This window comes from Gordonia sp. OPL2 (assembly GCF_003797825.1).
Taxonomy (GTDB): Bacteria; Actinomycetota; Actinomycetes; order Mycobacteriales; family Mycobacteriaceae; genus Gordonia.
Genome location: NZ_RKME01000032.1, coordinates 34,945 through 55,272, shown reverse-complemented (window position 1 = coordinate 55,272; position 20,328 = coordinate 34,945). Strand labels below are relative to the sequence as shown.

The 20,328-nt window shown below is 63.4% G+C and carries 27 protein-coding genes; 15 read left to right on the top strand and 12 right to left on the bottom strand.

The window, feature by feature from the left end; translation table 11 throughout:
- The first annotated feature begins 162 nt into the window (after positions 1-162).
- The 5 genes from EEB19_RS22740 (at position 163) to EEB19_RS22720 (ending at position 4,518) form a co-directional block, all read left to right on the top strand.
- Entirely contained in the window at positions 163-819 is a 657-nt protein-coding gene (locus tag EEB19_RS22740; RefSeq protein ID WP_187589589.1) for a hypothetical protein, read from the top strand.
- A gap of 15 nt (positions 820-834) precedes the next feature.
- A complete protein-coding gene (nrdH, locus tag EEB19_RS22735) occupies positions 835-1,095 on the top strand; it encodes a glutaredoxin-like protein NrdH (protein ID WP_187589588.1) in 261 nt (86 codons plus the stop codon).
- 188 nt (positions 1,096-1,283) lie between these two features.
- Complete coding sequence (locus tag EEB19_RS22730; RefSeq protein WP_187589596.1) at positions 1,284-2,330, top strand: site-specific integrase; 1,047 nt, start codon at positions 1,284-1,286, stop codon at positions 2,328-2,330.
- Positions 2,327-2,653, top strand: coding sequence for a helix-turn-helix transcriptional regulator (locus EEB19_RS22725; RefSeq protein WP_187589587.1), 327 nt, complete (start codon positions 2,327-2,329; stop codon positions 2,651-2,653). The genes EEB19_RS22730 and EEB19_RS22725 overlap by 4 nt, the downstream gene beginning before the upstream one ends.
- 695 nt (positions 2,654-3,348) lie before the next feature.
- Positions 3,349-4,518, top strand: a complete 1,170-nt coding sequence (locus EEB19_RS22720) for a hypothetical protein (protein ID WP_187589586.1) — start codon at positions 3,349-3,351, stop codon at positions 4,516-4,518.
- 11 nt (positions 4,519-4,529) lie between these two features.
- Here the strand turns inward: EEB19_RS22720 and EEB19_RS22715 are convergent, their stop codons facing one another.
- Complete coding sequence (locus tag EEB19_RS22715) at positions 4,530-4,889, bottom strand: Rv2640c family ArsR-like transcriptional regulator (RefSeq protein WP_187589585.1); 360 nt, start codon at positions 4,887-4,889, stop codon at positions 4,530-4,532.
- A gap of 97 nt (positions 4,890-4,986) precedes the next feature.
- On the opposite strand from EEB19_RS22715, the gene EEB19_RS22710 reads away from it, so the two are divergent.
- Entirely contained in the window at positions 4,987-5,484 is a 498-nt protein-coding gene (locus EEB19_RS22710; protein ID WP_187589584.1) for an ArsI/CadI family heavy metal resistance metalloenzyme, read from the top strand.
- A gap of 14 nt (positions 5,485-5,498) precedes the next feature.
- On the opposite strand, the gene EEB19_RS22705 is transcribed toward EEB19_RS22710, so the two are convergent.
- From EEB19_RS22705 to EEB19_RS22685, 5 genes are read right to left on the bottom strand one after another with little or no spacing between them, the layout of a single operon-like run.
- Positions 5,499-5,921: a low molecular weight phosphatase family protein gene (locus tag EEB19_RS22705; RefSeq protein ID WP_187589583.1), complete on the bottom strand. Its 423-nt coding sequence runs from the start codon at positions 5,919-5,921 to the stop codon at positions 5,499-5,501.
- Positions 5,918-6,346 (bottom strand): arsenate reductase ArsC, encoded by a 429-nt coding sequence (locus EEB19_RS22700; protein WP_187589582.1) that lies wholly within the window; start codon positions 6,344-6,346, stop codon positions 5,918-5,920. The genes EEB19_RS22705 and EEB19_RS22700 overlap by 4 nt, the downstream gene beginning before the upstream one ends.
- A gap of 30 nt (positions 6,347-6,376) precedes the next feature.
- Complete coding sequence (locus EEB19_RS22695; RefSeq protein ID WP_187589581.1) at positions 6,377-7,060, bottom strand: arsenate reductase ArsC; 684 nt, start codon at positions 7,058-7,060, stop codon at positions 6,377-6,379.
- Positions 7,060-8,169: an ACR3 family arsenite efflux transporter gene (arsB, locus tag EEB19_RS22690; protein ID WP_187589580.1), complete on the bottom strand. Its 1,110-nt coding sequence runs from the start codon at positions 8,167-8,169 to the stop codon at positions 7,060-7,062. The genes EEB19_RS22695 and arsB overlap by 1 nt, the downstream gene beginning before the upstream one ends.
- On the bottom strand, positions 8,166-8,546 hold the full coding sequence (locus EEB19_RS22685) for a helix-turn-helix transcriptional regulator (RefSeq protein ID WP_187589579.1): 381 nt from the start codon (positions 8,544-8,546) through the stop codon (positions 8,166-8,168). The genes arsB and EEB19_RS22685 overlap by 4 nt, the downstream gene beginning before the upstream one ends.
- 953 nt (positions 8,547-9,499) lie before the next feature.
- On the opposite strand from EEB19_RS22685, the gene EEB19_RS22680 reads away from it, so the two are divergent.
- The 6 genes from EEB19_RS22680 (at position 9,500) to EEB19_RS22655 (ending at position 14,380) form a co-directional block, all read left to right on the top strand.
- Entirely contained in the window at positions 9,500-10,297 is a 798-nt protein-coding gene (locus EEB19_RS22680; protein ID WP_187589595.1) for a ParA family protein, read from the top strand.
- A gap of 469 nt (positions 10,298-10,766) precedes the next feature.
- Complete coding sequence (locus EEB19_RS22675) at positions 10,767-12,458, top strand: hypothetical protein (protein ID WP_187589578.1); 1,692 nt, start codon at positions 10,767-10,769, stop codon at positions 12,456-12,458.
- The gene (locus EEB19_RS22670) at positions 12,458-13,237 is read left to right on the top strand and encodes a hypothetical protein (RefSeq protein ID WP_187589577.1); all 780 of its coding nucleotides are present in this window, start codon (positions 12,458-12,460) and stop codon (positions 13,235-13,237) included. The genes EEB19_RS22675 and EEB19_RS22670 overlap by 1 nt, the downstream gene beginning before the upstream one ends.
- A gap of 21 nt (positions 13,238-13,258) precedes the next feature.
- Positions 13,259-13,528, top strand: a complete 270-nt coding sequence (locus EEB19_RS22665) for a hypothetical protein (protein WP_187589576.1) — start codon at positions 13,259-13,261, stop codon at positions 13,526-13,528.
- Positions 13,525-13,827 (top strand): hypothetical protein, encoded by a 303-nt coding sequence (locus EEB19_RS22660; RefSeq protein ID WP_187589575.1) that lies wholly within the window; start codon positions 13,525-13,527, stop codon positions 13,825-13,827. Before EEB19_RS22665 ends, EEB19_RS22660 begins: the two co-directional genes overlap by 4 nt.
- Positions 13,817-14,380 (top strand): MerR family transcriptional regulator, encoded by a 564-nt coding sequence (locus EEB19_RS22655; RefSeq protein WP_316245483.1) that lies wholly within the window; start codon positions 13,817-13,819, stop codon positions 14,378-14,380. Before EEB19_RS22660 ends, EEB19_RS22655 begins: the two co-directional genes overlap by 11 nt.
- 29 nt (positions 14,381-14,409) lie before the next feature.
- Here EEB19_RS22655 and EEB19_RS22650 read toward each other — a convergent pair whose 3' ends face one another.
- Positions 14,410-14,640 (bottom strand): hypothetical protein, encoded by a 231-nt coding sequence (locus tag EEB19_RS22650; RefSeq protein ID WP_187589573.1) that lies wholly within the window; start codon positions 14,638-14,640, stop codon positions 14,410-14,412.
- Positions 14,641-14,801: 161 nt separating this feature from the next.
- On the opposite strand from EEB19_RS22650, the gene EEB19_RS22645 reads away from it, so the two are divergent.
- Positions 14,802-15,134: a hypothetical protein gene (locus tag EEB19_RS22645; protein ID WP_187589572.1), complete on the top strand. Its 333-nt coding sequence runs from the start codon at positions 14,802-14,804 to the stop codon at positions 15,132-15,134.
- Positions 15,135-15,208: 74 nt separating this feature from the next.
- On the opposite strand, the gene EEB19_RS27230 is transcribed toward EEB19_RS22645, so the two are convergent.
- The gene (locus EEB19_RS27230; RefSeq protein ID WP_369074062.1) at positions 15,209-15,619 is read right to left on the bottom strand and encodes a YchJ family protein; all 411 of its coding nucleotides are present in this window, start codon (positions 15,617-15,619) and stop codon (positions 15,209-15,211) included.
- Positions 15,620-15,768: 149 nt separating this feature from the next.
- Between EEB19_RS27230 and EEB19_RS22635 the strand changes: the two genes are divergently transcribed.
- Positions 15,769-16,023, top strand: a complete 255-nt coding sequence (locus tag EEB19_RS22635) for a CoA transferase (RefSeq protein WP_316245482.1) — start codon at positions 15,769-15,771, stop codon at positions 16,021-16,023.
- Complete coding sequence (locus EEB19_RS22630; protein ID WP_187589570.1) at positions 16,020-16,718, top strand: SDR family oxidoreductase; 699 nt, start codon at positions 16,020-16,022, stop codon at positions 16,716-16,718. The genes EEB19_RS22635 and EEB19_RS22630 overlap by 4 nt, the downstream gene beginning before the upstream one ends.
- A 167-nt stretch (positions 16,719-16,885) precedes the next feature.
- Here the strand turns inward: EEB19_RS22630 and EEB19_RS22625 are convergent, their stop codons facing one another.
- The 4 genes from EEB19_RS22625 to EEB19_RS22610 form a co-directional block, all read right to left on the bottom strand.
- On the bottom strand, positions 16,886-17,293 hold the full coding sequence (locus tag EEB19_RS22625; protein ID WP_187589569.1) for a gamma-glutamylcyclotransferase family protein: 408 nt from the start codon (positions 17,291-17,293) through the stop codon (positions 16,886-16,888).
- A gap of 227 nt (positions 17,294-17,520) precedes the next feature.
- Positions 17,521-18,087 carry a MarR family winged helix-turn-helix transcriptional regulator gene (locus EEB19_RS22620; protein ID WP_187589568.1) on the bottom strand — a complete coding sequence of 189 codons (567 nt, stop codon included), beginning with the start codon at positions 18,085-18,087 and terminating at the stop codon, positions 17,521-17,523.
- An 80-nt stretch (positions 18,088-18,167) separates the two neighbouring features.
- Complete coding sequence (locus EEB19_RS22615; protein WP_187589567.1) at positions 18,168-19,070, bottom strand: phytanoyl-CoA dioxygenase family protein; 903 nt, start codon at positions 19,068-19,070, stop codon at positions 18,168-18,170.
- Positions 19,067-20,266 carry a glutamate-cysteine ligase family protein gene (locus EEB19_RS22610; RefSeq protein ID WP_187589566.1) on the bottom strand — a complete coding sequence of 400 codons (1,200 nt, stop codon included), beginning with the start codon at positions 20,264-20,266 and terminating at the stop codon, positions 19,067-19,069. The genes EEB19_RS22615 and EEB19_RS22610 overlap by 4 nt, the downstream gene beginning before the upstream one ends.
- Positions 20,267-20,328: the final 62 nt, after the last annotated feature.

Sequence of the window (20,328 nt, the reverse complement as noted above, 5' to 3'; positions counted from 1 at the left end):
CCCCACCAGCCACCACGCCCCGACCCATCCCCGCGGCCGCTATCGCGCGCCACACAGTTGGCACGGGCGGCCCGCACGACCCTGACCACCCAGCTCGCACGAGCCCTCTCCCCTACCCCACCAGCAGAAACATCCACCCGTTCTCCCAGAAAGGACACCACCATGGCCACCACCACCCCAACCGGACAGCGAGGACACCCGCGGCCGCGACGCCGCACCTGCGTCTCGCGCACCACCACCCCAGCACCCTGGGCCTGTGTCACCGACGCAGCGACGTTCGCCCAGCACCTACACGCCGGCCGCCGCCACATCGAAGTACGCCGAACCGCGCTCGACCCCGACCAAACCGAGCTGATCAACCTCGGCGCCATCCCCACCGATGTCGAGGTACGCATCGCCGGGCGCGCCGCCGTCCTCGTTATCGCCGGCGCCGTACACGCCACCGACACCGCCCATGTCGAAGCACACGGCACCACCACGGTGCACACCTACGGCCGCGCCAGCGCCACCGGATTCGACACCACCACGCTGACCGGACACCACCACAGCCAACTGCAACTGTGCGACCGCGCCCGCGCAACCGCACTCGACAACAGCACCGTCATCGCCTGGGACCCCACCCCCACCATCAACGCCGGCGACCACACCACCGTGATCATCGCCGCCCCCACCCTCGACTCCACCGCTCAATTCCACCCGCGCGCTGATGCACATCTGTACACCGCAATCGACTGCACCCCACCAGGAACCGCCCGCCACCACATCACCCACACCCCCGACCCCTTCGCCACCACCGGCGTCGAACCCGCACACCAATAAAGGAGATCGATCCCCATGACCATCACCGTCTACACCAAGCCCGCCTGCGTACAGTGCAACGCCACCTACAAGGCCCTCGACAAGCAAGGCCTCGACTACGAGATCGTCGACATCAGCACCGATGACGCAGCCCGCGACCTCGTCATGGCACTCGGCTACCTCCAAGCCCCGGTCGTCATCGTCGGCGACGACCACTGGTCAGGATTCCGACCAGACCGGATCAAGGCGTTGACCGAACGGGATTTATTGTCATCCGATGCAACATTGGCCGGGTAAGAGGGCTCGCTCTCTAGCAGGGAATATGCGACCTGTGGCCGCGAAAGGCCGCGAACAACAGCCCCAGGCCACCTGGTTTACCCATGCATCAATGTTGCATCTGATACAACTCACTTGTGACAAGTGACGACGTCCGCGGTCGAGCGGGGTTGGCCCCGAATGTTGTGCAGCTGGATCCGGAACGGGCGATGTTCGATGCGATGGTTGACGGGTGGGCTCAGCAGCAGCGGGCAAAGTTCCTGCGCGAGTCGACAATCGGTCCTCGAATGCGGCTAGTGCGCCGCTTCGCCGAGTTCGCTGGACTGTATCCGTGGCAGTGGACCCCCGAGGAGGGCGAAGCTTGGATCAGTCATCTCCGATCGGGCCCAACCCCACTTCGGTTGTCCACCGTCCGCGGGTACGAGGTGGACATCGGCCTGTTCTGTGCCTACCTGGTCGATGTCCGCTACGACTGGTCTACTGAATGCATTGCTCGGTTCGGTCGCGCGCCTGTGCAGGTCTTCCACGAAAACAACTCCATCATCCACGTCGGTGAGTACGAGGGTGATCCTGGTCGACGGCCACTGACCTACGATGAGGTCCAGGCGCTGTTCGATGCCGCCGACGCACGGGTCGCGCAGATCCGATCCCGCGGCCGGAAAGGAGCGATACCGGCTCTGCGAGACGCAGTAGCACTGAAATACTGCTACGCCTACGGCCTACGCCGGCAAGAGGTTTCCCGCAGTGATGTTGTTGATCTTCGCAGGAACTCGAAGTTCCCAGCCTTCGGTCGGTTCGGAGCACTGACCGTGCGGCACGGCAAAGCGTCCCGGGGCGGCCCGCCCAAACGCCGCACAGTGCTCACGGTGCCGGAGATCAGCTGGATCGTGGACATCCTCGACCACTACCTCACCGAAGTGCGCAGCGAGCTCGACCACACCGGACACCCAGCGCTGTTTCTCACCGAACGCGGTACTCGACTGGGAGTGCGCGCACTCAACACCGCCTTCGCCACCGCCCGCGACGCCGCAGGAATCGACCCGACACTCGACCTCCACTCGCTGCGCCACTCCTACGTCACGCATCTGGTGGAGTTCGACTACCCCGAACGATTCATCCAGGAGCAAGTCGGCCATGCATTCTCCTCGACCACGGCGGTATACATCGGGGTCAGCAACGAGTACCGCAACGGACTGCTCATGCAGTCGATCCACGCCCGATACGGCCACCTCCTCAATGATGGGACCCCGACATGAAGCAGATCGACTACACGTGGCATCTGCGAGCCAGGATGGCCGCCCACGGCATGTACTCGACCACCGATCTGCAACCGCACCTCGCTGACCGCGGGATCACACTCTCCCGCGAGCAGGTGTACCGGCTGGTGACAGGGCAGCCGCAACGGCTGAGCATGCACACCCTGGTCGCACTGTGCGACATTCTCGAGTGCACACCCAACGATCTGATCGAACCCCACATCGTCGACACCGCAGTCCGCAAGACTGCCGGCAAACCGACAGGGGTCACACCGATCACTGCTCGTCGCACCACCATTCGTCGGCCGGGTACCGAGTCGTGAGTGTCGCCTCTCCGCCGAAGTATCCCTGTTCGGACTGCGGCACCATCGCCTCGCGATCTAAGCGCACACCGGAAGGGGGAATTTGCCGGTCCTGCTACAACATCCGCCGCCGCGAACCATGCAGCAACTGCGGCAAGCACACCACCCCCAGCACACGCACGGCCGCAGGCGATCCGCTATGCGGCCACTGTGCACGTCCCAAACGCAGCTGCACCGGCTGCGGACAGATCGACCACATCAAGACCAGCGGTGAGGACGGCGAGCTGTGCCAGCGCTGCTACACCGCACCAGCGCGCCGATGCGGACGCTGCAACGACCACGCGCCGATCGCGATCAAAGCTCGCCCCGGCGCCGTAGACCTGTGCCGGCGCTGCGCCACAGCACCCGAGGAGACGTGCGGAAGTTGCGGACTGCGCCGTGAAGTGCACACCCGGTGGCCCTTGGGACCAGTATGCGTGCGCTGCTATCGGCGGACTCTGTCCGAGTCGGCGTCCTGTGCCGACTGCGGCACCACCGCCGCACTCATCGGCAGAAATGCTGCCAGTCAACGCACCTGCGGTCCATGCGCGGGCTCTGACCTGGACTATCGGTGCTCAACGTGTGGCGGAACGGGGCAACATCATTTCGCCCGAACCTGCCACCGCTGCTCGATCATCCGGCTGGCCCGGGAACTGCTCAGCACACCTCAGGGTTCGGTGCCCGACAGCCTCCAGGAGTTGCCGGCGTTCCTCGCCGCCCGTGGCCAGCCGCGCTCGACGCTGAGGTGGCTGAGCAAACCCGCGACCGCCCAGCTACTGAGTGCGCTGGCCTCTAGCGAACACCCCATGAGCCACACCGTGCTCGACCAGTGCCCGCCAGGGTGGGGACGCCACCATCTACGCGAACTGCTTATCGACGCCGCCATACTGCCCGAACGCGATGAAGCCCTCGAACGGCTCGACACCTGGATCAACGACACCGCCGCCGCGCTGCCCACCCACCACAGCGCACTGATCCGCCCCTACGGCCATTGGGCCATCCTGCGCCGCGCCCGCCGCAGGTCCCGCCGTCGCCGGTTCACCCACGCCGCCGCCGACTCCGGCCGCACCAAGATTCGCATCGCCATCACACTTCTGACCCACCTCGACCAACACGGCCACACCGTCGGCGACCTGACCCAACCGATGCTCGATGCCTGGACCGACGGACAACATCACCGCACCAACAACATCGCCGGGTTCATCACGTGGCTGACTCAACGCGGACTGGCCGCCAACATATCGGTGACCCGCTACCCCGTCCCACCGCCGTCACAGACCGGCGACGAGCACACCCAACAACGCGCCATTGCCGCGCTGCTCTCCGACGACACGTCCGCTGACCTACCCACCCGCATCGCCGGCCTACTCGTACTGCTCTACGGCGCACGACTCCCCCAGGTACAGAACCTCACCACCTCGTCGCTTACCCGCGACCGCGGCCGCAGATACGTGACGCTGGCACACCACCCCATCGAGCTACCCGAGCGCCTCGCCGAGCTGATCGACACCCTCGCCGGCACCGTCTGCGCCGACCCGCGCGCCCGCGCCCGGGACGGCCGCGGGTATTACCTCTTCCGAGGCGGAATCGCCCATCACCCGCTGCACGTCAGAACACTGAGCCGAAAGCTCACCACCGCAGGCATTCCCACCCGCATCAGCAGAAACCACGCCCTCCTCGCCCTGGGTGCGGACCTACCCGCCGCAGTCCTAGCCACCCAGCTCGGACTGAGCTCCACGACCTCATCGCAGTGGGCGCAACTGGCCCAACGCGACTACACCGCCTACCTCCACAGCCACGACAGCCACGACACCGAGCATCTGACCCGCCGACCGAGGTCCCGGTAGACACAATTCGCTCAGCGGCAGCACGTCGGGTCGAGGACCTGCCGTAACGCTTGCAAAGCGTCGGCGTGGGCCCGGTAGTAAACATTCATGCCGCGGCGCTCGGGCAGGACCATGCCGGCCTTCTTGAGTTGTCCGAGGTGGTGGCTGACCGTGGGCTCCGACAATCCGACAGCAGTCGCCAGGTCACAGGTGCACACCTCGCCTGCGGCATCGGTGAGCAGGATCGACATCAGCTTGATCCGCACCGGATCGGCAAGAGCTTTGAGCCGCAGGGCAATCTCCAACGCCGCGGCGTCATCCAGCGGTGACGCCGAGACGGGAGCGCAACAGATGGGATCGGTCATGTCGATGACCGGAAGTGTCTTGGGCATGCACCCGATCCTACCCACCTCATTGACATATGTCGAAGGGGTTGGCACCCTAGACCCCGTCAGTAGTTCGATGTATGTCTCACAGGTGGAGGTAGTCATGTCGCGTATGCAACTCGCGCTCAACGTCGATGATCTGGATCAGGCGGTCGAGTTCTACTCGAAGTTGTTCAATGTCGCACCGGCCAAACGCAAGCCGGGTTATGCGAACTTCGCGATCGCGGAGCCGTCGTTGAAGCTGGTGCTGCTGGAGAATCCGGGTCAGGGCGGAACGATCAACCACCTCGGTGTGGAGGTCGAGTCCAGCGATCAGGTGCACGCCGAGATCGCCCGGCTCAGCGGCGAAGGCCTGTTCACTGAGGAGGAGATCAACGCCACCTGTTGTTTCGCGACCCAGGACAAGGTGTGGGTGACCGGTCCGGCAGGTGAAAAGTGGGAGGTCTACACGGTGCTGGCCGACTCCGACACCTTCGGGACCAGCCCAACGCTGTTGACCGACAACCAGACCTCGGACTCTGATTCTGCAGGGTGCTGCGGTACTGCCGGCGCCGCGCAGCCCGGCCAGCCCGCGGCGAGTGCGTCCACCGCTTGTTGCTGAGCGTCAACACCGGTTCAGGTGGTGTGGGTCAGGCGGGCGGTGAGGTCGGTGAGTCGAGCGGCGATGTCATCGCGGATCAGGCGCATGCGCTCGACTCCGTCGATCCCCCGCAAGGAGGGTTCATCGGTCTCCCAGACCTCGACGACGGCCCCTTCTGGCGGGGCGAGCTGCGCGGAGGTTCCCAGCACGACGGTCAGGTCCGCCTCGCGCATCAGATCGTCGGTGAGCTGGCGAGGCGTATGGTCACTGCCGTCGACACCGGCCTCGGCGAGTACCTGAGCGGACAGCTCGTTGACGCGCTTGCCGATCGCGGCGTCGGTGCCGGCCGAGGAGGCGTTGATCGTTCCGTCGGCTAGCGCGCTCGCCAAACCTTGGGCCATCACCGACTTGCCCCGGTTGCTCACGCACACAAACAGCACCGAGTGTGGTGTGCTCATCGCACGCTCGAGGTGTCGTCGGCAGGCGCGATCTCGGCCAGCAAGTCGACCACGAGCGAACGAATCTGATCGCGAATCGGGCGGACGGTATCGATGCCTTTGCCGGCAGGGTCGTCCAGGGTCCAGTCGCGGTAGCTGACACCGGGAAAGACCGGGCAAGCGTCGCCGCAGCCCATGGTGATGACCACGTCGGAGGATTCGACGGTGTCGGGGGTGAGGATCTTCGGTGATTGGTCGGAGATGTCGATACCGACCTCGGCCATTGCCTCCACAGCGGCGGAATTGATGGCGTCGGCGGGGGCCGACCCCGCGGAACGAACCTCGACCCGACCGCCGCCCAGGGCGGTCAAGAACCCGGCAGCCATCTGAGACCGGCCGGCGTTGTGGACGCAGACAAACAACACACTCGGTGTCTGTGCAGACATGGGAGCAGCTTCCTTTTCGGTGTGAAGGGGTTATGCGGGGTGCGGGGCGAGTTCGTCGAGCAACCGTTGAACGCGGGTGTCGAGGTCATCGCGGATTGCGCGCACTCGGTCTAACGGGAGGTCTTCGGGATCGGTGACTGTCCAGTCGAGGTACCGCTTGCCTGGATAGATGGGGCACGCATCACCGCAACCCATCGACACCACGACATCGGCGGCGGCGACGACATCGTCGGTCAGCGGTTTGGGGAAGTCGTTGCCCAGGTCGATCCCGATCTCGGTCATCGCCTCGACCACGGTGGGGTTGATCGAATGGACCGGCGCGGAGCCCGCCGATCGGACATGGACGCGGCCACCGGCCCGGTGGGTCAACAGACCTGCGGCCATCTGCGACCGGCCGGCATTGTGCACACACACGAACAACACCTCGGGCGCATCTTTGGCGATCGCCCCGTCGGATTGCGCCAGTGCGCGCAACCGGTCGGCAGCGAACCGGCTCGCCAACGAGGTGAGATGCGCCTGTACTCGCGAGGTGCGGCGCAGCGCCGCATACGACTCAAAGACGCAGCGCTCCACCGTCTGCCGCGACACCACGCCCTCGTACTTCGCGGCCAAGTCCGCGGCAATACGACCAAGCACGACGTGGGGCATGAGCAGTTCGGGCTGTGCGCGATGCTCTCCTGCCGCCAGGCGTTGATCCAGGGTCGAGTCGTCCATCACTGTGCCTCCGTGACCGGACTCGGCTGAGCGGTCGACTGCGGGGCGGTGAAGCGTTTACGCAACGCCAGCGAGACGTAGACCAATCCCACGAGGACCGGCACCTCGATCAGCGGTCCCACCACCCCGGCCAGGGCCTGGCCCGAGGTGGCCCCATACGTCGCGATCGCGACTGCGATGGCCAGTTCGAAGTTGTTGCCTGCGGCGGTGAACGCCAGCGTGGTGGTGCGTTCATACCCGAGCTTCATGACAGCGCCGAACGCGTACCCGCCGCCCCACATCACTGCGAAGTACACCAGCAACGGGACCGCGATCCGGACCACGTTGAGGGGTCGCGACGTGATCTGATCACCTTGCAGGGCAAAGAGAATCACGATGGTGAACAGCAACCCGTACAACGCCCACGGACTGATCCTGGGAATGAACTGCGATTCGTACCAGTCACGTCCCTTGCTCCGCTCCCCCAAATACCGGGACAGGAACCCGGCGACCAGCGGGATACCCAGGAAGATCAGCACCGATTTGGCGATCTGCCACGGCGAGGCGTCGATCGTTGTCTGTTCCAGACCCAGCCAACCCGGCAGCACCGAGAGATAGAACCAGCCCAGGACCGCGAACATCACGACCTGGAACACCGAATTGATCGCCACCAACACGGCCGCCGCTTCACGATCACCGCACGCCAGGTCATTCCAGATGATGACCATCGCGATGCACCGCGCCAACCCGACGATGATCAACCCGGTGCGGTACTCGGGCAGGTCGGCCAGAAAAATCCAGGCCAGCGCGAACATCAACGCCGGGCCGACAACCCAGTTCAGAACCAGCGACCCGATGAGCAGGCGCTTGTCCCCGGTCACCGTGTCGAGGCGGTCGTAGCGAACCTTCGCCAGTACCGGATACATCATGATCAGCAAGCCGATCGCGATGGGCAGCGAGACACCATCGACCGAAATGGCCGAGAGCGCATCGTTCAGGCCTGGGATCAACCGACCCAGGAGCAACCCGGCGACCATCGCCACCCCGATCCACACCGGCAAGAACCGGTCGAGGGTGGAGAGCTTGCCGACGACCGCGGGATGCTCCGGCGTGTTCGTAGCGGTACTCACGCAGTCACCAACGTATCTGCGGTGGGATCCGCTGAACTCAGAATCGATGAAAGCTGCTGCAACGCAGCAGGAATTACCCAGTAATACACCCACGTTCCCCGGCGCTCGCAGTCGAGCAAACCCGCCTGCCGCAACACCTTGAGATGGTGGGAGATGGTGGGTTGGGACAGATCGAAAGATTCCGAGATGTCACACACGCAGGCCTCCCCGCCGGCATGGCTGGCCACCAAGCTCAGCAACCGCAGCCGCACCGGGTCGCCCATCGCCTTGAACATGCGCGCAAGCTCCACTGTCGCATCGGCACTAAGCGGTTCCTGCACCAACGGCGTACAACACGCCTCGCCTGCCACAACAGGCAACTCGTTCTGCTTCGACATACGTCTATATTGACAGACCTCAAACTACCGAACAAATGAACATCGGCTGAACGCCAACCGCGCTGACGCCCTCGCGCGGCAGCCACCTCCCGCCCGAGGCGTGGCAACGGCCGCGGCAGTCACGAAGAACGCCGTTCCTGACCCGCCGATTGTTCTACGCCCCGACCTGCGCGGCAAGAGGCTCCGACCGACCCGCTGCCACGCGCTGCGCTCCCATCGCGGCACTGGGCCGCTCTCCGCTCCTGGCGCATCCGGCCAGCGCGCACAAGCGGCCAAGTAACAGGAAAGGCCACGCCCGACCGGACGCCGAAGAAATGCGTTTCTGACCCCGATCGAACAGCGTTGCGGCTGAGCATAAATCGACAAACAATGTGCGAAATATATTGCACAGCAATCAAATACGAGGTATCATCGAGTAATTAGGCTGACGCCAATGACCTATATTGCACTGGCGAATATTGCCCCTCCGCCAGCCGACGAAAATGCGGCGACTTCATCATCGAGCACAACATTCACATCCGCGTCGGCATGAGGAACACGCAGCTCAGCGCGATATAGAGGTCTGGTCAGGGGTGTCTAGCGTGGCAGAGCACGCTAATCATCATTGCCTAGCTACGGAAACTAGGTTGACGAATGTAGCTACGAAAGCTATGGCGGTGAGGGTGTCTAGCGTGGCAGAGCGCGCTAGACATCGTAGCCTAGCTACAGAAACTAGGATGGCAAACGTAGCTACACATGCTATGTCGGTAAGGAGAGCTACTGTTGCACGCCTAGGTTTGTTACCTACGCATGCACACCTAGCTTGTTCCGCTTGCTTAGCTAACTATGCTAGTACAGCTGACTCATGTAGCACGAGCATGGTTGCAATGCTAGCTAGGACTGCTAGCATTGCAACCATGACACTCACCGGTATGGGAGCAGACCATCTGCTCAAGGGGCGAGAAGGGGAATCCATGGTCGGCGCCGGCAACGGGCAGCCCAGAAAGTACGCGATTGCGAATCAGAAGGGCGGAGTCGGAAAGACAGCCACGGTCTTGGGTTTGGCGTCCGCAGCCGCCGCCAAAGAACTGGATGTGCTGGTAGTGGATATGGACCCGCAGGGTAATGCGACGACCGGTCTCGGCGTGGACGTCGCAGAGGACCCTGAGATGTTGACTACCTACAACCTGATGAGCACCACAGCGACGGGTACCGCGGTTGACGCGATCGTGGCCACGCCGTGGGAGCATGTCGATCTCATCCCAGCCAATGAATATCTCGCGAACATCGAGTCCGATGGTGCGAACGATCTGATCTTCCGACTCGACATCGCGTTCGAGGGTGTTGATCTGTCGAACTACCAACTGGTCCTCTTTGACTGCCCACCCTCACTCGGCAAGCTGCTGTTCGCGGTTCTGTGCGCTGCTGACGGTCTCGTCGCAGTTACCGAAGCGACCAAGGACGGCGTAAACGGAGTCACAAGACTCGAAGAGACCTTCCAGAACGTTCGGCGGCGCCCGAATCCGGATCTGCAATTTCATCGAATCGTCATCAGCAAGCGCAAGAACAACGGCGAGCAGAACTTTCGTGAAGACGAGCTCCGGGCAGCCTATGGGCCACTCGTGGCGTCGACCGTGATCCCTGAACTGGCGGCCCGGCAGGACGCCCACAGCATGGCGATGCCAATTCACCAGTTCAAAGGGGGCAAATCCCTAACACTGCAGGTTGCCTACAGCGACCTGCTCGACGAAATCCAGGAGGCCACCAAATGAGCAAGGTCGATCGCCAACCAGCCGTCAAACGTCCGCCTCAGCACCCAGCAGCTGACCTACCCGCGCGTGACTCAGTACCCGCCAGCGCAGCGACTCCAGGGCCGCCGGCGAGCACGACAGGAGTCGCGCAGGAAACCTTGGGCGCACCGCCCAAGTCTGTGAAGCCGACAAAACGCAGAAGCGTCAGCGATGCGGTGCCGACGCTCTATGAAGGGGCAGAGAAGTACTCACAAGTCATGAATGTACGAGTCCGCCCTAGTACCGAGGACCGAGTACACCGGGTGCTCGACAATCTCCCGCGATCGTGGAGCAAGCAAGCTCTTACTGACGCTGCGCTGAACGAGTTCATCGAGCGCTACGACCTCGACCCACAGGATAGCTAGTTAAGCTAGCAGTGCTAGCTGAGATAGTAGTGCGTGCATAACTAGCGCGATCCTATTACCCAACGACCCGAGAGAGTCCAGCTGACATGCCCAAGCACGCCACCGCTGATGATCACGCCATGATTGTCACGTCGGCAAAGGTGTTGTCTCCATCGGGTTTTGTGTTGGTGGATAAGCCAGTCGATTCGGTCGACAAGCTCATGAAGGTGCTGGAGTGGCGGCAGCGGCAGCGTCCGTTGGCGCCAGCGGGGCTGCCGGCGCAAGTGTGGGTGCTCGATGCCGCCTGTGTGGCGTTGGGATGGGGCCCTGATGATGTCGACCCAGGTGATGAGAGCGATTACAGCACTGAGGAGTTGCGGCAGGGCCGGATGCGCACTGATCTGATCGCCAGGCTCGATGGCGCCACACGATCGCTCCTGGGGCCGTACCTTGCTCCGGACAAGGAGGATGGGTGGCACTTGTATCAGCCGGGTCCGGAGATCGGGCATCGGTTGCATCTGTCGTATGTCACCGGACGCCGCAAGTTCATGGTGGATGTGATCTTGGAGCCGTGGGCGATGGAAACCCGCCGCAGTGGCCATGACCGGCTGGGCATTCTCGGCTCGGAGAAGGCCGGCACGCTCATCGAGTTCGATGACGAGATGGACACCGCCCGCGAGCTGGCGCGCCGCCTGTCCTGGCATGTCGAGCACATTGGCGTGCTGCCGGGGATTACCTCGGCGCGTACCGGGGCGGTGGTGCTCGATCAGATCTTTCGGGATCGCCGCAAGACAGGCAAGGGCATCGTCGTGGAGGCCCCGGTGGCGGTTCCCGCTCTGGATGGTGCTGATCACGAGGATCTGGAGCCGTTTCTGGTGTGGGCGCGCCAGTGGATCGAAACCGATGAGATCGAACACGCCGACGCCCTGGTCACGATCGATCAGCGGGCGTCGTATCTGGCGAGTGCGGGCATGATCGACCTCGGCTACGGCGAGGTCGTCCACCACGCCAGCGACGCCGAGGAGCTGGCTCATGCCAGCGACAAACTCCCGTTCGGGGTGTGGCAGGTGACGCTGCCGGCCGCCGACACCCTCGCCCTGCCGGAACGGTTGCCGTTGCCGCATCCGCACATGCGTCCCGATCGGCCGGTGACCCTGTGGGTCACCACAGAGACCGTCAAGAGCTTGTGCGCGCCGATCACGGATGGGGGAGCGGGTCTGGATCTGGCCGACCTCGCGATCGCCGAAGCCTGGACCACCACACAGCAAGGGGTGGTTTTGAAGCGGTGGAAAGAGATCCTGGCCGCCGCCCGCAAGACGGCGGTCGAGGCCGACGATCCGATCCTCAAATCTCTTGTCTCGGACATCTACAAGGGCTATCTGGGGCGGATTGCCGGCGATCAGAACTGGGATAGCAATCTGCGCCATCACTATCAACCGATCTGGGCGGCCGCGATCAAGGCCCACGCCCGACACCGTTCGCGGGTGAAGGCGATGAAGATCGCCACCGAGCATGATCTGTGGCCGATCAAGGGCCTCACCGACGCCTGGACCTACCTCGTCCCGAACGGTGTCGCCTTGGCCGATGGCCTGCCCTATCTGGGCAAGTTCGTCGTCGAGAAGCAGCGAGCACTCGACGACGATCAGGTACTGCTCGAGTTGTTGTCGGCCGCCACACCGGGGGAAGTGCGTCGCGCGGTCAACAACGCCTACACCACAGCAGGATTGACCCCCGACAACGACGACGACGCCGATCCGAAGGATGCTGCCAGCGAAACACCCGAAGGCGTGGCGGGCTGATGGCGCAGTTCCGGGCACGCCGCCGTACCCGCCGCGACGAGGAGCCAGTTGCGACCAGCGTGGCCACCGGTGCTCGGCGGGTGTCGGTGGCCTCGGGTACCGCCCGTGACCTCGCTCAGGCCGATACCGGTCTGGTGGGGGAGCCGACCTCGCGAAACCACCTCGCTACCATTGGTTATCAGGGTGTGCGCAAAGCCGCCGTTGATGCTGGCCGCACCCCGCCCTCGCCCCGCACGTTCCGGCGGTGGAAGCAGCACAATCGGATTCCCGATGACCGGGTTGCTGATCTGGTGGCCCGCCGTGCGGAGATCACCCGCCTCGGCGGGGTGGACGGCGCGGCCACCCAACTCGGCCGTTCACCGAGCGCGGTCTATGACTGGCAGGCCGGCCGCACCCAGAGCCTGCGACCCGACGCCCAAGGCCGTCTCGTCGATGCCCAAGCGGCACAACGGTTACGCGACAGCGGAATCGACACCGCCCAGATGCGGCCCGTCATCTCGTTCACCGCCGACGTACATGCCCGCACCGACGGCGGCAACTACGACTACCGCATGTCCAAGACCTTTGAGTTCGGCGGACCCCAAGGCCTCGACCACACCCAGATGGACCCCGAACAACGCCGGGCATTGGGCGATGCATTGGCCCGCAACGATCACGCCCGCGCCACCGCCATCCTCGAAGAACACGCCTCGGTCAACTTCGCCGCCTTCGACGCCTTCGACGACGACACCGGCTTCCACTTTGACGCCATCACCGACTTCCACATCGACTGGCAATGACAACCCCCCACAGGACCGACGATGACCGACAAACGCCGAATCACCCTCGACACACTCATTGAGCTGGTCGACCGCGTCGAACGCGGTCGCGGCTACGCCCTGGCGATCGGGGAGTCGAGCACACTCAAGAGTGTCTTTCACGCTACAACCGGTTCGAACCTGACCGTCGGCGCCGACCCGTCCACCTTCGACCGCGCCCTGACCGCCCGCGATCCCGAGATGGCAGCCCGTTTCCGACGCTTAAGCGAGGACGTCGAGTCCGAGGGGCGGCGGGTAGATTCGCACCTATGACGACACGTGACGCGGGTGATCGATCTGATCCCGAGGGCATCCCGGAGCTGTTTTTCGAGGACAAGCTCGGTTACTCCGACGCCGCCGCGATCGAGACAGCGGCGAACTTCGTGCACTACCTCGACACTTGGGGGCTACGTTTGACCCCCACGAAGTACCTCGACGAGTTGGAAACGCGGGTCGGCGAGAAGACGCAACTGCCGCGCGGTGTCCTGTGGGGCCAAGTCGTTGATGAGAGCGGCCAAACACACTCAGAATTCAACGCCGCCGTCCCCGGGGTTCGTGATGATGGCGTCTGATCAGGGATCGTTCGACGAGATCGCCCCTGAGGTGTTCGCGGTGCACTCCGTCGACACCACCGATGTCGGTTACCGGGTGCCGGCGGTGTTGGAGATCGTCGGGGTCACCTACCGCCAGCTCGACTATTGGGCCCGCTCGGAGCTGGTCACCCCGAGCGTCAAAGCTGCTACCGGCTCAGGTTCGCAACGCCTGTACAGCTTCCGCGACATCCTCGCATTGAAGATCGTCAAACGCCTGCTGGATGCCGGTATCTCGTTGCGCAACATCCGCGTCGCCATCGAGTTTTTGGCCGAGCGTGGCACCACCGATCTGGCGCGCACCACCCTGATCAGCGACGGCACCACCGTCTACGAAGCCACCTCCGACGACGAGGTCATCGACCTGCTGCGCGGCGGGCAAGGGGTCTTCGCGATCGCTGTCGGGCACACCGTGGCTGATCTGGCCGGCACCGTCGCCACTCTGCCCGCCGAGACCGTCGTCGACGACACCCAACCGGTCGAGGTCGTCGACGAACTCGCTCACCGCCGCGCAACTCGGCGGCAGAGCGCGTGAGTGGCGAGGACACCAGATCGCCGAGGCGGTCAGTGCTCGGTGTGTGGGCACGGATCAGGAATGTGCCGACGCAGCTGCAGCGCATGCTCGAGGCTGGTGCCGCCGATCAACGAGCGCGATGTGTGGTGGCGATCGAGCGGGCCAGCCGCGGCGATTTCGTTGGCCCGCCACCAGCACTGAGCCTCGCTGACCGCACCGACCACCAGATCTTTGGCAAACCGTTCTTCAGTGAGCGCCGTAAGGCGTGGGCGTTGGCCCATACCATCGATCAGGTGTGGGCGCCGGTGTTGCGATCGACGGGCATCGATGTTCGCGCCGACATGTTCTGTCGGGCTGCCGGGGTCGGCCCGGAGATGTTCATGGCGATCGTGACCGGCCAGCCACGCGGGCGAGGGGGTGGCGGCGTTCGGACGTGGCGCAGATGGCCGCCGGCACCGGCATCCCGGCCGCGACGATCACCGAGCTGAACAAGTACATGGCCCGTCGGTGGGAGGCGGTGTTTCTGTCCGGACACGATCTGACCAGCACCGCTATTCGAACTCGAGTGCCGGCGGTGTGGATCTACCGACCTACACCGTCGACCCGTCGCCGTTGGCCGGGGCCTTCTTGCAAAGGCGTCTTTCACACCACGATTGGTTCGAACTCTGACCGCCGGCGCCGACTCGAACATCCGACGCTGCCGGGCCAGCGTAGGGTCGAGCACCGCGCGGAACTAGCTACGGCTCACTTCAACACCGACGTGCTCGACCACTAACGGACGGCCCAACTTGAATGTTCGTACCGTGCTGTCTCTTCAGCTTCTGCGCGTGAATGAACGGGGTCGCGAGGTCATGGGATCAATGCTGTTTCGTTGCGATACATCCAGCGGCCGTGGACACGTTCGAAGTTCGCTTCCACGGTCTGCTCGACGTGATTCGACTTGTGTCGTAGGTAGGTGGAATAGGTGACTTGGCCGAACTGATCGGCGGGTGATCCGTCGGTGACACAGTCGATCTCGAACCAATACCACCACGTGTCGGTGGCCAGCCTGATGACCGCGGGTCGTGTTGCTGGATGCCATGTCTCCGAAAGGTATTGGAGATCGCAGACTATGTGCGCGCTGTAGCGTGTCCGGGCCAGTGACTCAGCGGTCACCGCTCGTTTGTGGCCTGTGAGGATCGGGCGGCAGCAGTCGTCGAACACCAACCCGGAGGTGCATGGACACCGATATGTCTGGCAGGTGTTGATCACGTTTCCCATGGGCGGCGATCCTACCGCCGGGCGACGGAAGGAGAAACGTTCACGTGGAAAAAAACTTAGGACTAAGTAAGTGACGTACGAAACAAGTGTGCTACTGTCAGCTGCACGATCATCCCCCTGAATAGGTGCGATGAGAGAGAGGGTGGGTGATGGCCGGTCCGATGGCAGGGGGTCGAATCCTGGATCTGTGCTCGCTGGTGTCGGGACCGTGGGCAATAGACACTCTCGGCGACCATGGAGCAGATGTCATCAAGATCGAGGTTCCGGGCAAAGGGGACCTCGTTCGTCAGATGTCGCGCCGAGCAGATTGCGGCGTTCACACTACAGAACGTCATCGGCACACAAACGTCCGTAGTGCCAATGCGGGCACACCATTTGAAGATTGGGAGTCATTGCTGTCATGACCGTCACATTGATTGTCGGAGCTGATCGCGGCATCGCCCATGCGATGGCGCTCGCGTTACACCATCGCGGCGACACGGTCATCGCCGCGACGCTCGGTGAAGGAGCCGACCTCGTCGCCGAAGGTGTCGACGTTGTGCCGGGATTTGATGTCACCTCCGATGATGCCGTCGCCGGTCTCTCCAAGCGCCTGACTGCCGAGGGCACTGTCCTCGATCGGCTGGTCCACGTCGCTGGGGTGATGTTCCTCGACGGCATCGATACCGTGGACTTCGATGACGCCCGTCGACAGTTTGAGATCAACACCCTCGGGCCGCTGCGTACGATCCGGGGATTGCGGGATCATCTTGCCGATGATGCCAAGATCGGCATTGTGACCAGTAGGGTTGGGTCGATCGGCGACAACGGCAGCGGCGGCGATTACGCGTATCGCATTTCCAAGGCGGGCGCCAACATGGTGGCCAAGAACCTGTCGATCGATCTCGGCAAACGTGGGATCGCCGTGCAGGCGCTGCATCCAGGGACGGTGAACACCACTCTGCTGGACGTGATGGACCCCTCGGTTAAGGAGCAGGCAAAGTCGGTCCTGGTCACTCCGGAGGAGTCGGCTGCCGGTCTGATCGAAGTGCTCGATGGCCTGACCCTGGAGACTGCGGGGCGTTTCCAACGAACGAACGGCGAGTTCTTACCTTGGTGAAGGTCCTCGTCATCTGCCGCCGTGCGCATGCCTGACGGATGACGACTGATGGCCTCGGTTCAGTACCTCTCCCCGGCTGGACCGAGGCCATTTCACTGCTGTATGCCCAATTCGCCTGGCGTGGGCACACGTCGCGCCGCACGGGGCGGGCCTTCGGGGAGGCGGGTCTAGGAGGCTGGTTCGCGGATGATTTCGCGAACCGTAAATGGATGAGTGTCGGGCATGGTGGCCGCGTGCTCGTTGTAGATCCTCGGTCCGAGAGCGCGAAAGGCTCTGTCTACCAGTCGAATATATCGAGCCATGATCACCCCCTCGGAGCCGACGCGGGCGGCATTGTCTTGGGCTGCAGACTTCGGTATGTACACGAAGGCGTCGAGCCGGTCCTGCCCGTGTAGGGGTCTTTCAAGCTCGACGGTCCGCACCAGGCGGTCGTAGGAGAGCTCGCGGTGGTCGAGAATTGCTAGGTCGGCCTCGCAGATCCGATAGAGGGCACCCAGAGCGGAACTGTCTGTTGATGGCTCGATCCCGAGGAAGACCACGTCGCCGGACCACTGGCGACCGTCCTCGGCGCTCACGAGGACGAACTCGGGTCGACGACTGCTGTGAGCGGCTAGGTTCCACGATCGCTGATACCTGGGAAGTCGTGCGGGAAAGGGGCCGTCATCAGCGTTTACCGGTCGTCCTAGACTCGCCTGCAGTGACTCCCGGTCGACCAGCGACCCGTACCCGAATACCCACGGCACTGACGTTCTCCTTTCGACTTCTCGCCTATCAGTTGATGGTGGGTGTGAAAACCGTGACTTCAGCCGGCCTCGCTGATCTCGTGGGTCGATTCGAACTCGGACAATAAGGTACGCAGCAGCCCACTGAGTTTTTCCTGGTTGGCCTTGTTGAGGCGATCGCGGAGCAGTCTGGACTCGTGGGTCATCAGGTCAGACACGACGTGGTCGACCAGCGTCATGCCGTCCTTTGTCAGCTGGACGTTGACTCTGCGCCGGTCCTTCGGGTGGAACTCCCGGGTAACCAGTCCCGCGCGCTCAAGTTTGTCGAGGCGGCCACTGATGCCGCCCGAGGTGATCAGCGCCGCCTGGGTCAACTCGCCGGCAGTCAATCGGTAAGGCTCGCCCGCCCGCCGCAACATCGCGAGAACGTCGAGGGTGACCCGATCGGTGCCCAACTCGCCCAAACGTCGATTTCGTTCCTGTTCGAAATGGCGGCCGAGACGCCAGATGCGTGTGATGACTCCGACCGAGCTGACATCCATGCCGGGACGCTCGCGCAACCAGGCGTCTTCGATGTCGTCGACTGCGTCGCGGCGGTCGTCGGTGGCCTGCGCCGCGACGGATTGCGGCTTCTGTGACCTGGCCATTAGGTGGACCTCTCAGTTCTCATTGTCCGAGCCTATACCCCGTCGACCAACTACTGAGGTGTAAGAAAACTCGTCCTCCATTAATTCGGCGGCGGGTACAAACCGGCCTCTCGCGTCCATACCACCGGGAACAGGTCGTCGGCGACGAGTTCGCCGGCGACCATCCGAGGCGGGTCGAAGTCGCCGATCCTGCCGATATGGTCGAACGATGTCCCTGGACGCGGGTCCCATACGACGTCGTCGCCGATAAAGATCGAGGTAACGGCCCTTCGGTTGTGGCTGCTGGTGTTCGGGGGAGAACCGTGGACGGTTCGGGGATGATGCAACAGTGCGTCCCCGGGTTCGGCCTCTCCGATCAGCCACGCGCACGGATCGTCGGGTAAGTGGTCCGGGAGGATGGGGTAGGGCGAGGTCTCGTAGACCTCGGAGACGTAGCGGTCGCCGCTGAAACTCGTGGGTCGATAGATCGGACCTCGGTGCGAACCTTTTAGGTAGCGCACCGCTCCGCTATCCGGGGTGACCACGTCCAGCGGGACCCAGATGCGAAAGTGCAGCGTGCCATCGATCGGAAGATAGGCATGATCCTGGTGAAATGGTGCACCTTTGCTGGCGCCCGGTTCCTGCACAAACACTTGGTCGTAGAAGAACCGGAGCGACGTATTGTCCGGGTCCATCTGCTCGGCGATCTGGCGAGTCGGCCCTTGCAACGCCCAGATGTCGAAGGCGTCGTCGACAAACCGAGGATAGGCCTGGGAGAAGAATCGTGGTTGGCCCGAGGCGGTGTAGTTCTGTGACGTGGAATCGGCTCGATCCATCAGGCGCGTTACGGCGGCTCGCAAGAACTCGACCCACTCGAGTGGGATCACTGCACGTAGGCGAACCGCGCCATCCCGGTCGAAGACCGCGCGTTCGTCGTCGGTGATGTTGCGGACGAGAGGGGAGGTGGGCGCGGCGCGGCCGGACTCGATGCGGCGCGTGATCATGAGATGGGTTGGTCGGATTGTGCGGTGAACGCGGTGACCGTTAGGTCGGCGATGTCGTCGGCCGGACAGCGACCACGACGGGTGTACTCGTCGGCGAAGGCGTCGATGGTGCTTGCGACGTCACCTGATCCGCGCGTTGCTGAGGAACATAAATCGACGAGCCGTCGGGCGGCGGTGCCGAGAACCGGGTGCTCGAGTCCGTCGCGAGCTGCCGCCAGCCATAGGTGACCGACGTCGGGCAGCTCGTCGATTTCCGTGGCGATGTCGTCGTCGAGTGCTGTCGAGGCGATGTAGACGGCTGCTGAACGGATCTCGGGGGTGAGCGCGTCGAGCATTCTCAGTTCCAGCCAACCCCGCGGCCGGATCGGAGGGAAAAGGGTGGTCAGGTGATAGCGCAGATCGTTGGCGGTGGGCCAGCCCACCTCGTGTCCGAAGGTGAGCCAGTCCCCGAAGCTGAGCCCGGGTGCGATCGCGGTTCCGGGCTCGGCGTTGATGTAGAAGACGTCCGCGGCTAGCGCATAGGAGGCCCAGTCGTGCACCGGAGAATCTCCGACCGGCACAGGCTTGGTTCGCGACGGATCGATGCGACTCCAGATTGCCTGCCGCACTGACTTCCAGTGCCGTCCATCTGGGCCTTGACCGGGTGAGTTGGCGAACAACGCCACCAGCAAAGGCCCAATCCGATTCATCAGATACCAGCGACGATGTCCGCCGCGCGATGCGTGACTCAGGTTGATCTGGACTGAAGCGGTATTGGCCATCATCCATAGACCCTCGGGCCCGCGCACGGAGTAAAAGTTCTCCATGGCGGCATAGCGCGGTTTGTTCAGAATCCGCTGCGGTGGGCGAAGCGTGTCGACCGCGCATGCGGCCATCGCTAGCGAACGGCTGCGCAGACGATCGCGCAATGCTGCTGCGTCAATCTCGGCAGCTGCGACTGCGGCGACGGCCGAGTCGCATGGCGTCGTCGAGAGTTCGATCTGCCCGCCGGGCTCGATCGTGATACTGCCACCGGCTGGGAGAGGCTCCACGAGAACCGCTTGGAGGTCAGCCATCGCTGGCCGTGCGAGGCTCGCCGTCTGAAAGACAGGCCATTCGATCTCGATGCCAACGCGGTCGCTCCCAGAACCGGTCAGTGACTCCTCGGCGATCCTGCGGACGTCGTTGCAGGTCAACGATCTCTGCGGCACTGGCATGAGGCTACTCCCGGTGAACTGGTATTAAGTGGCGACTCAAATACTCTCTACTAAGTAGTTGA

Bases quoted from the DNA above. Each gene is read 5' to 3' on its own strand.
- EEB19_RS22715 (WP_187589585.1), bottom strand. From the start codon at position 4,889: ATGCCCAAGACACTTCCGGTCATCGACATGACCGATCCCATCTGTTGC.
- EEB19_RS22620 (WP_187589568.1), bottom strand. From the start codon at position 18,087: ATGGCCAGGTCACAGAAGCCGCAATCCGTCGCGGCGCAGGCCACCGAC.
- EEB19_RS22635 (WP_316245482.1), top strand. From the start codon at position 15,769: ATGGCCGGTCCGATGGCAGGGGGTCGAATCCTGGATCTGTGCTCGCTG.
- EEB19_RS22610 (WP_187589566.1), bottom strand. From the start codon at position 20,266: ATGCCAGTGCCGCAGAGATCGTTGACCTGCAACGACGTCCGCAGGATC.
- EEB19_RS22705 (WP_187589583.1), bottom strand. From the start codon at position 5,921: ATGAGCACACCACACTCGGTGCTGTTTGTGTGCGTGAGCAACCGGGGC.
- EEB19_RS22615 (WP_187589567.1), bottom strand. From the start codon at position 19,070: ATGATCACGCGCCGCATCGAGTCCGGCCGCGCCGCGCCCACCTCCCCT.
- EEB19_RS22695 (WP_187589581.1), bottom strand. From the start codon at position 7,060: ATGGACGACTCGACCCTGGATCAACGCCTGGCGGCAGGAGAGCATCGC.
- EEB19_RS27230 (WP_369074062.1), bottom strand. From the start codon at position 15,619: ATGGGAAACGTGATCAACACCTGCCAGACATATCGGTGTCCATGCACC.
- EEB19_RS22670 (WP_187589577.1), top strand. From the start codon at position 12,458: ATGGCGCAGTTCCGGGCACGCCGCCGTACCCGCCGCGACGAGGAGCCA.
- EEB19_RS22665 (WP_187589576.1), top strand. From the start codon at position 13,259: ATGACCGACAAACGCCGAATCACCCTCGACACACTCATTGAGCTGGTC.
- EEB19_RS22675 (WP_187589578.1), top strand. From the start codon at position 10,767: ATGCCCAAGCACGCCACCGCTGATGATCACGCCATGATTGTCACGTCG.
- EEB19_RS22730 (WP_187589596.1), top strand. From the start codon at position 1,284: ATGTTCGATGCGATGGTTGACGGGTGGGCTCAGCAGCAGCGGGCAAAG.
- EEB19_RS22630 (WP_187589570.1), top strand. From the start codon at position 16,020: ATGACCGTCACATTGATTGTCGGAGCTGATCGCGGCATCGCCCATGCG.
- EEB19_RS22680 (WP_187589595.1), top strand. From the start codon at position 9,500: ATGGTCGGCGCCGGCAACGGGCAGCCCAGAAAGTACGCGATTGCGAAT.
- EEB19_RS22655 (WP_316245483.1), top strand. From the start codon at position 13,817: ATGGCGTCTGATCAGGGATCGTTCGACGAGATCGCCCCTGAGGTGTTC.
- nrdH (WP_187589588.1), top strand. From the start codon at position 835: ATGACCATCACCGTCTACACCAAGCCCGCCTGCGTACAGTGCAACGCC.
- EEB19_RS22740 (WP_187589589.1), top strand. From the start codon at position 163: ATGGCCACCACCACCCCAACCGGACAGCGAGGACACCCGCGGCCGCGA.
- EEB19_RS22710 (WP_187589584.1), top strand. From the start codon at position 4,987: ATGTCGCGTATGCAACTCGCGCTCAACGTCGATGATCTGGATCAGGCG.
- EEB19_RS22700 (WP_187589582.1), bottom strand. From the start codon at position 6,346: ATGTCTGCACAGACACCGAGTGTGTTGTTTGTCTGCGTCCACAACGCC.
- EEB19_RS22645 (WP_187589572.1), top strand. From the start codon at position 14,802: ATGGCCGCCGGCACCGGCATCCCGGCCGCGACGATCACCGAGCTGAAC.
- EEB19_RS22725 (WP_187589587.1), top strand. From the start codon at position 2,327: ATGAAGCAGATCGACTACACGTGGCATCTGCGAGCCAGGATGGCCGCC.
- EEB19_RS22660 (WP_187589575.1), top strand. From the start codon at position 13,525: ATGACGACACGTGACGCGGGTGATCGATCTGATCCCGAGGGCATCCCG.
- EEB19_RS22650 (WP_187589573.1), bottom strand. From the start codon at position 14,640: ATGGGCCAACGCCCACGCCTTACGGCGCTCACTGAAGAACGGTTTGCC.
- EEB19_RS22685 (WP_187589579.1), bottom strand. From the start codon at position 8,546: ATGTCGAAGCAGAACGAGTTGCCTGTTGTGGCAGGCGAGGCGTGTTGT.